The organism is Azohydromonas australica DSM 1124, assembly GCF_000430725.1.
Classification (GTDB): Bacteria; Pseudomonadota; Gammaproteobacteria; order Burkholderiales; family Burkholderiaceae_C; genus Azohydromonas; species Azohydromonas australica.
Map to the genome: position 1 here is coordinate 1 of NZ_AUMO01000085.1, position 8,043 is coordinate 8,043.

The following is an 8,043-nucleotide window of genomic DNA, read 5'->3' on the forward strand; positions in this document are numbered from 1 at the left end:
GCGATCGACCGGGTAGCCCGCGAGTTCTGGCTGCGCCACGGCGACATGGTCGTCTCGGTCAAGAACAACGCATACGACGTCAACGGGCGTGGCCGCTCGGTCGGGGTTCTTCAGCAGCTCCAGCGTGCTCTCCGGGACTTCCTTGTTGAGCCCGTCCAGCCATTTGCCGGGCAGCTTCAGGGCCCGCTCGATATGGAAGGCCGTCTCGTCGGGGCACAGCGCCCCCTGGGACATGGCTTCAAGGCGCTCCAGGGGCACCTCGGCCACCAGCGCCAAGGCTTCCCGCACCGGCGCGTTCTCCAGCAGCAGCCGCGGGTTGGCCGCACGCAAGGCGCCTTTCACGCCTTGCTTGGCAATCTGCGGCTTGGATCTGTCTTGCCGTGGTCCGCTGGAACCTCTGTTCGATGCCGGGTGCAGGATTACGTTGTCCCGCATCGGTTCACGGGTGTTGCGGTCACGGTTGCGGCCGCGGTCGCCGTCACGACGCTTCGATGGCCAATCAGGCTTTGCCACGTGATGCTCCAAGTGTCTTTCAGAATGCCAAGGCCTGCTGCGCCTGGTCCGCTGCAGTGTCGTGCTCGCTGGCAGGTGCCGTGCAAACGCCACCGGCGGCCGGCACGCCGGGTCGTGCGGGAATGGAGCTGATCGCCAGGAAGTGTTTGTTGAGCAGCGCCGTGGCCTGGGCCAGCTCCGGATCGCGCTTCATCCATGCGGCAAGGCCCGGCAGCTCGCCAGACAGGGCCCGTGCATAGGCCGCTGCCTTGCGATCAGCCACCAGGGCAATGGCGCCTGCCAGCGTCTCGCGTTCAACAGGGTCCAGCCCCGCAAGGCGCTTTTTCTGATCGCTGTCTTCAAAGGACCGGACGAGCTGGGCAGCCGCCCATGCGTCGCCTGTGGCGTCCACCATGTCGTGACTCATTGCTGGAATTTCCTGGATGCAAATTCAATGTTGGCGTATTTCACCAGACCCGGCGTGCAAGCAGGAATAGCAAGTGCGCGGTACGGGACTGGCCTGCCAGGTGCAAGTCTTCAAGGCGGTATGCTGCGCCCCATCTACACGGCAGGAGCATTTCCATTGGCCAAGACTGACACCCAGACAAACAGCGCTTTCATGAAGTCATTGAAGCCCAGTCCCGACCTTGCGGCCATCATCGGGGCCGATCCGCTGCCACGTACCGAAGCCACCAAGCGCCTCTGGGACTACATCAAGCAGCACAACCTGCAGAACCCGGCCAACAAGCGCAACATCCTGTGCGACGGCGCCTTGAAGGCGGTCATGGGCAAGGACGAGGTCACGATGTTCGAGATGACGGGGCTGGTCAGCAAGCACCTGGCTTGAAGTTGCACCGCCGCGATGCCGGCAGCGGCACCGTGGCGATACCGCATCCATGATGAAAAGCCCCGTCCCGCGGGGCTTCTTCAATGGGCGCGAGACATCCGCAGCAGCCGCTTGAAGCACGGCGTGATGCCCAAGCCAGCAGCCGCCGTTGGACCGGTTCAGGCGGCCTTCTTCGCAGCCGCCTTCTTGGCGGCAGCTTTCTTCGCGGGTGCGGCAGCGCTCTTGGCTGCAGCCTTCTTGGCCGGGGGTGCCTGCTTGGCGGCGGCCTTCTCGGCACGGGCCTTGGCAAACTTCGGATCCACCAGCCCCGCCAGCGACGTGGAGGGCGAGAACTTCACCAGCTTGCGCGCGGCTATTCTGATCTTGTCGCCGGTGGCGGGATTGCGGCCGGTGCGCGCAGCACGCTGGCCGAGCTTGAAGGTACCAAAGCCGGCCAGGGCCACGGCATTGCCCTTCTTGAGCTCCGAGCACAAGGCGTCGATCACGGTGCCGAGCACCTTCGCGGCGCTGGCCTTGGAGAGCTCGTGTTGTTCCGCCAGCAGGGCAGCCAGGTCGTTGCGGTTCATGCGTTGCTTGCAGGGTGAGTGGAGGCGCACGATTTTGACATTGGCACGCAGCGATTTTGGTTGCGGGAGTGCTGGCCGTTGCATTCGCCATCGGTGGGCAACTCGCCAGCCGCCGGACACCGGGGTTCATGAAAAGCTCGGTGCGCGGGCGGCGGATTCGGGGTGCTGGATGGCTCGGCCGTTGTAGGCCCAGTATTCGCTGTCGCGCAGCTGCGGCGATACCCGCACGTGGCACTGATCATCGACGGTCATGAGGCCGAGGTCGAACAGCGTGTGGATGTCCGAGCGCAGCACCACGGCGTCACCAAGGCGCTCGGCGGCGGCCGGCGCAGCAGGCGTGACGTGCGCGACCTCCAACAGGTCTTCGACGGCGCAGCCCGTGACGGCGCAGCGTCCACCCCAAGCCTGCAGCAGCCGGGTGCGCAACGCCGCGGGCCCGCGGCGAGCCTCGATGCTGCTCATCGCCTCAACGCTTGCCTGGGCTGCTGCGACGCGGGTTTCTGCAGCCGACCCTTGGCCCAGCAGCTGCCTCAACTGTGCCGCGGACGCGTCCGAAAGCCTGGGACACGAGCGCAGGACGTTGAGCTCGAAGCGCCCCTGGCGCATCCCCTCGGTCCTGATGGGCGCGCCATCGCTGTTGAACAACTCCAGCTCCCGGGCCACCTCCGCGGGCAGGCGCAGGTCGGGCCTGAACACATCGACACTGGCCGGGTTGGCCAGGCAGATGAGCGCCTTGTCCACGAGATCTTGCCTCCCAGTGCGCGCTAGCGCCTCGCTGCGGCTCATCGGCCGGTCTGCCGCGACAAGCCGCCCGGCCAGGTGGAGGTGGTTGCCGCTCAGGCCAACGATGAAGAGCTCATCGCCGGCGGCGATGTCCTTGAAGGGCAGGCGCGGCGTGGCACCCACATGGTCGATGACCACACCCATGCCGGCACGCAGCAGCTGGCGCTTGTGCTCGAAGACATCGGCGTGGAAGTAGAAGGCAAAAGACGGCATGGCAGGGATAACGGCAGCAAACCTTGATGCTTGACGGGCGCGGCATTCATGGCGTTCGCCATGGCTGGCCGTTCAGGCTTTCTTGAAGACAACACACGCAGCAGCATTGCAGTGGCCAGCGTGCAGTCCCATGAGAATCGGTTCACGTCAGGCGAAGGGGGCAGGAGAGGGGAACCTGTCTCGAATGTGAGGTCATGAATCGAGCGCTGATTCGGCGCTCATCGAACTCAGGCTGCGCAACGCCTGCAAAAGCCGACCCATCGATGATGACGCTCCATGGCCTGCAAGCTCAGTCCGATGACGCGTCCAGGGTAAGCAGTGGCATTGGACCGCCGGTTCGGCCGGTGGGGCAGCCGTCGTTGTCGAGTTCCACAAACCCCAGCACGCCGCTGGGCTGGCCGGTTTCCCGGAGCGCGACGGTCATGATCCGGCTGGTGACGGCCTCATCGCCTTCGGCCTCTTCGTTGGTGGCGCGCTTGACAGCCATCTCGGCGATGACGAGGGCCCTGCCAGGGCCGGCCGCTTCCCTGGCCTGTGCCATCAGCTCGGCTTGCCGCGCTTGCGTCAGCCGGCCCGCCGTGGTGTCCAGCACTGCGTGCTCGATACCTTGCTCCAGGTCGTCGCGCCGAAATGCGATCCAGCGCGATTGAAAACCAGCCAGCCGCACGTGAGGTGCCATGTAGCGCGAGGCCAGGCGCGCGTAGACATCCAGCAGGAACGGGCTGGGCCGGGGAGGGAAATCATTCATCTTCATCGTTTGCCTTTGCTGAATGCGCCAGGGACGCGTCGTCCCGGCGGCATGACACTCATTGCGATGCTGGAGTCGTTGAGGTGGCCGGGGCTTCGCACGTCGGTGCCACCGCTCGCGTGCGCGAGCTGTCTCTCAAACCCGAGGGCTTCCCAGCCATGCCGGTCAGCGGCTCCCGATCCAGGGGAGTGCAATACCAGGTCTGCCAGTAGCCCGTGCCGCCCTCGAACTCGATGCCGCCCAGGACGAGGGCAAGCGGTGCCATCCACAGCAGCCGTGCGTCGTAGAGCCTGGGCAGGCTGTCGCCGTTGACGACGCGGTCAACGGCATGGAGCGTCGCGATACGGCACAGCCGGCGGCCCATGGGCTCGGCCGGGCCTTCCTCCACTCGCAGATCGCCCCTCGCAGGCACGACCCGGTTGCGGGCCTCCTTGGTCAGCGGGACACCGCGGATTCGCTGGCGGCGCACTTCGAACAGCATGGCAAGCGCCGCAGCAGACGATTGCAGCAGTGGGCGCTGTTCAGCAGGAGGCCGGGTATCTGCTTTCGCTCCAGCCCCTGGTGCTGCCTGCCTGCACCCGGCAGGAGAACGGGCCCTGCGCACGGGCTCGTTGCCCGCCAAAGCCATGGCGGGCCGCCGGCATGCCGGAAGGGGCATCGTGGTCTGGCGCGATGTCGAGCCCGATGCGGTCGGATCCGCCTTCGGCGACCATGGTGACCGTCTTGTGCGGCAGAGCGTACTTGCGCTGTACAGCGCGGCACGGCGCCTCGCCCGTGGCCCTCACCAACCCATGAATGGTCTGCCTGTTCAGCGGCGTGGAATCGTTCTTGTCCCGATCCGCGACCCGAGGACGCACCGGGATCGACTTCGCACCACCGCGCCAGAAGATTGGCACGTTCTCGCCGTCACTCCCGAGAGGCTCGAGGACCTGGACGCTCCAGCCTTCGTCATTGCGCAGTCCATCCTCATGCAAGGCGGCCAGCGTTCCATGGGCGGCTTGGGTATCCAGCATCTCGGCATCTCTTTCTTCTGGCTTTTTATATGTATGAAAACACAGTATAGAGGCCGCCGGGGGTTCGCTGGTGAAGACAGGCGTGAGTCGCTTTGGTCAGACCCCACCGTTTGGCATCGCCGCCTGCCGTAGCTGGCTGCGCGTATTCCAGTGCCCCTCTTGGAGCAACACCGTTCTTGCTGATTTGCCTGCGTTCCCGCCAAGCCGATCAACCCCTATCGAAGAAATGTTGCGTTGCACAAAAACGGTAGGCGCAGGCAGCGTTTTCCCTATACTGGCGGTCATGCTGCAGTGCAGCAATTTCTCTGACCCCTCTCTTTTCCCGAAGCCAAATGCAAACCGCCGAGCAACTGACCGCCATGCAGAAGTCCACCATCGCAGCCGCCTTCGCGCTGGCTGCGGCGACCTTCGAAGGGGTCGAGAAGACCGTCGAGCTCAACGTGCAGGCCGTCAAGGCGCTGCTGGGCGAGGCTGAGGAGCACGCGCAAGCTGTCCTGTCGGTGAAGGATGCCCAGGGACTGCTGGCTCTGCAGGCCGGCCAGCGCCAGCCGGCTGCCGAGAAGGCCGCTTCCTACAGCCGCCACGTCTACGACATCGCTGCGGCCACCAGCGCCGAAGTGACCAAGATCGTCGAAGCCCAGGTGGCCGAGCTGCAGAGGAACGTCCTGGCTGCCGTGGACACCGCGCTCAAGAGCGCGCCGGCCGGCAGCGAGAACGCCGTGGCTCTGGTGAAGTCCAGCGTCGCTGCTGCCAGCAACGCTTTCGACAGCGTGCAGAAGGCCGCCAAGCAAGCGGCTGAAACGGCCGAGGCCAACTTCAAGCGCGTGACCACCAGCGTGGTCAACGGTACGCAGCAACAAGCTGCGTGAGCCGGCGCGGCCGGGCCGCGACTGCCTTGGCCGACCGAGGCAGCCGGCACGACGCTGATGTCAAGGTTGCCTGCTTGGTATCCGTCGTTCACGGTACCTTCTGCCCGGCCCCGGCCGGGCATTTCTTTTTCAGGGGCCCGGTAGCCCGTTGCACCATGCGCGCGGCCCGTCCCCGTGAGCGGAACGCGGTCCATGCGCTCGACGTGCTGTCACGTCTGGGGCTTCTCGTCGCCTGTGTCGGCCATGGTGACAACGCCCGGGCACAGACCTGCAGCGTGGAGAGCGACCATCATCGCGGTGGAGTCCACGCCGGCGCCAAAGCACAGCGCCAGCAGCCGACCATCAAGCGCGCGGCACAGTGCGTCCCGTTGGCGCAGCGTGAGTACCTTGACCATCTTTCGGTCCTCGTCCTGGACCTCGCGGGAGCCGCTGCGGCGCGCAGCGCAGTCCTGACCCGCCTCGCTCTGCGGCACCGTCGGTCACGGTCCGGCAGAGCAGGGCACCAACAGCGCTACGCAGGCAGCGAGCTATGGGGCGGCTGCATGGCCGAAGGCAGCCCGGCCCCTGCTTTTGCAGCAGAGGCCGGCGCTAGGCTATTGCACCGTCAGCCCCTGGTCCGCAGCGCTGGCGGCAGCCACCGCGTGCCTTCAAGCTGGCGCTGCGCCTGCGCAATGAGCGCGTCCTTCTTCAAGCCTTCCAGGCTGGCCGCAGCCGAGGGCGACACCGCGTCATGCACCGCCGCAATGATCTTGGCCTTGGGCACCAAGCCAAGGTAGTTTTCAAGGCGCGGCTGCCAGAAATCGGCCATGTCCAGGCCCACGGCGGCGGCAATGGCGTCGGCGATGGGCTGCGGCGACTCGCGGCCCTGCACCGCGTTGAGCGTGCTGGCCGTGCAGACGGCAAGCAGGTCCAGCACATCGGCATCGTTCGCCTCCAGCACCCAGGCCAGCAACTGGCGCTGGTCGCGGGGCAGGCGCTCGCTCCATCGCTCGCGGTGCGCTTGCATCTCAAGCTGCGCCTTGCACTCGGCCATGTCGGGCCCTTCCTTGCGCACATCAACCGTATCGGCGCGAATCTCAACGGGCCGGTCGCCGGTGCCGCACAGCGACGACAGCCCGGTTTGCAACGCCAGTTGGTAGGCCAGCACACGTAGCGCGACGGAGGGCTTGCCGGCCAGCGTGGTGCGCAGCGCCGCCGTGCGGTGTGCAGTCAGATGCCGCAGCAACTTCTCAGAGCAGTCCGCCTTGGGAGCCTTGGCCGCTGCTGCCCCTGTGGCAGTGCTGGCGCTGCCAGCTGCCGTTGCGCCCTGCGCAGCCCGTGCCTTGCGGTCCTCCACGCGCACCAGGGCGCGCAGCACCGCCAATTCGCCGCGCTGGTCCACGTACACCACCGCGCCGGCCAGCGGCAGATCGCGGGAATCGATCTGCTGCAGGGTCTGCTCAATGGCCTCGCACTCGGTTTGCGCCTGCTGCTGCTGGTCTTCCAGCGCGTCGATGGCCTCGCTGTCGGCCTCGGGGTCGAGGTTGTCGATCTGGTCTTCCAGTTCGGACACCAGTGCCTTGATGGCATCAAGCCGCTGCTGCTGTTCCTCGCTCGGGTCCACATCGAGCGTGCGGCAGTGGTCGAACGCCTGCCGGTCGGTGTACCCAAAGCTGGTGCGGACCTCCACCCACTGCCAGCACCCTTCGGCGCGCACCGCTTCGGCCTCGCGCTGCAGGCGCTCCGTGGCCAGTTTCTCAAGCAGAGCCGGCTCTGTCATAAAACCCGGGGCATCCGCGTCATCGGAAAACAGGTCGCGCCGGATATTGCCACCCGCTGCCTCATAGGCCGAGAAGCCAACGAACTTCACCAACGGGTTATTTGGTGGCACATCGCGCTCGGTCAATTTACGGCGCAGGTTGTGCGCCGAGCGTTCGTAGGGTGCTGAGTTGAACCACGTCACTTCTTGCAATTCGTGCTCTTCAGTGAGCGTCAACGCCATCAACTGCTCCAGTTCGATTTTTTCATCCCGGTACAGCGCCATGAGCTTCGGGCTGATCTTGGCAAGTTTCAGTCGGCGCTCCACAGTGAGCGGGCTGATGCCCCAGGCGTCGGCAATCTGGGAAACCGTTTTTCCTTGCTCGAACATGGCGTGGAAACTGTCATACAAATCACTTCCGTGGAGCGGTTCACGTCCGCAATTTTCGGCTATGGAAACCGACAGCGCATCCTCTTGGGATACTTCCAGGCAGCGCACCGGAAAATCCGCATCAATCTTGCCCTGAGTGAAAAGCAGGTTCAGGGCTTCCAGGCGGCGGCCACCGGCGACGACGCCGTAGCGCCCGGTAGGCTTGGGGGACTTCTTGCCTGACACTTCAGCCCGAACGACGAGGTTCTGCAGCAGCCCTTGCGAGTGGATCAGTGCCGCCAGTTCCTCGACGCTGCGCGCCGGGCTCTTCTTGCGAACATTAAGAGGGTCACGTGCAAGATACTTCAGGGGTGCAGTTATTTCCCGGCCTTGCACCCGCTTGAT

At 65.4% G+C, this 8,043-nt stretch carries 11 protein-coding genes; 2 read left to right on the plus strand and 9 right to left on the minus strand.

The features are described from left to right. Both H537_RS43070 and H537_RS0114425 read right to left on the minus strand, forming a co-directional pair. Positions 1 to 513: hypothetical protein (locus H537_RS43070; RefSeq protein ID WP_156901715.1), on the minus strand; the 513-nt coding region annotated here is incomplete at its 3' end. Positions 514 to 532: 19 nt separating this feature from the next. Further along, complete coding sequence (locus H537_RS0114425; RefSeq protein WP_028998478.1) at positions 533 to 919, minus strand: hypothetical protein; 387 nt, start codon at positions 917 to 919, stop codon at positions 533 to 535. A gap of 120 nt (positions 920 to 1,039) precedes the next feature. Between H537_RS0114425 and H537_RS0114430 the strand changes: the two genes are divergently transcribed. Next, on the plus strand, positions 1,040 to 1,339 hold the full coding sequence (locus H537_RS0114430; protein WP_051242634.1) for an SWIB/MDM2 domain-containing protein: 300 nt from the start codon (positions 1,040 to 1,042) through the stop codon (positions 1,337 to 1,339). Between the two features lie 158 nt (positions 1,340 to 1,497). On the opposite strand, the gene H537_RS0114435 is transcribed toward H537_RS0114430, so the two are convergent. The 5 genes from H537_RS0114435 to H537_RS0114455 form a co-directional block, all read right to left on the minus strand. Continuing rightward, positions 1,498 to 1,905: an HU family DNA-binding protein gene (locus H537_RS0114435; RefSeq protein WP_028998480.1), complete on the minus strand. Its 408-nt coding sequence runs from the start codon at positions 1,903 to 1,905 to the stop codon at positions 1,498 to 1,500. A 126-nt stretch (positions 1,906 to 2,031) separates the two neighbouring features. Further along, positions 2,032 to 2,901: an HNH endonuclease gene (locus tag H537_RS49270; protein ID WP_028998481.1), complete on the minus strand. Its 870-nt coding sequence runs from the start codon at positions 2,899 to 2,901 to the stop codon at positions 2,032 to 2,034. Between the two features lie 289 nt (positions 2,902 to 3,190). Next, the gene (locus tag H537_RS0114445; protein ID WP_028998482.1) at positions 3,191 to 3,655 is read right to left on the minus strand and encodes a hypothetical protein; all 465 of its coding nucleotides are present in this window, start codon (positions 3,653 to 3,655) and stop codon (positions 3,191 to 3,193) included. 52 nt (positions 3,656 to 3,707) lie between these two features. After that, the gene (locus H537_RS43080) at positions 3,708 to 4,130 is read right to left on the minus strand and encodes a hypothetical protein (RefSeq protein WP_043458851.1); all 423 of its coding nucleotides are present in this window, start codon (positions 4,128 to 4,130) and stop codon (positions 3,708 to 3,710) included. Positions 4,131 to 4,170: 40 nt separating this feature from the next. Next, positions 4,171 to 4,662, minus strand: coding sequence for a hypothetical protein (locus H537_RS0114455; RefSeq protein WP_028998483.1), 492 nt, complete (start codon positions 4,660 to 4,662; stop codon positions 4,171 to 4,173). A 332-nt stretch (positions 4,663 to 4,994) separates the two neighbouring features. Between H537_RS0114455 and phaP the strand changes: the two genes are divergently transcribed. Beyond that, positions 4,995 to 5,531, plus strand: coding sequence for a TIGR01841 family phasin (gene phaP, locus H537_RS0114460; RefSeq protein ID WP_028998484.1), 537 nt, complete (start codon positions 4,995 to 4,997; stop codon positions 5,529 to 5,531). A gap of 209 nt (positions 5,532 to 5,740) precedes the next feature. Here phaP and H537_RS0114465 read toward each other — a convergent pair whose 3' ends face one another. Together H537_RS0114465 and H537_RS51055 are read right to left on the minus strand one after the other, a co-directional pair. Further along, positions 5,741 to 5,926, minus strand: coding sequence for a hypothetical protein (locus H537_RS0114465; RefSeq protein WP_156901716.1), 186 nt, complete (start codon positions 5,924 to 5,926; stop codon positions 5,741 to 5,743). Positions 5,927 to 6,135: 209 nt separating this feature from the next. Then, the coding region (locus H537_RS51055; protein WP_211235013.1) for a ParB/RepB/Spo0J family partition protein at positions 6,136 to 8,043 on the minus strand (1,908 nt) is incomplete at its 5' end.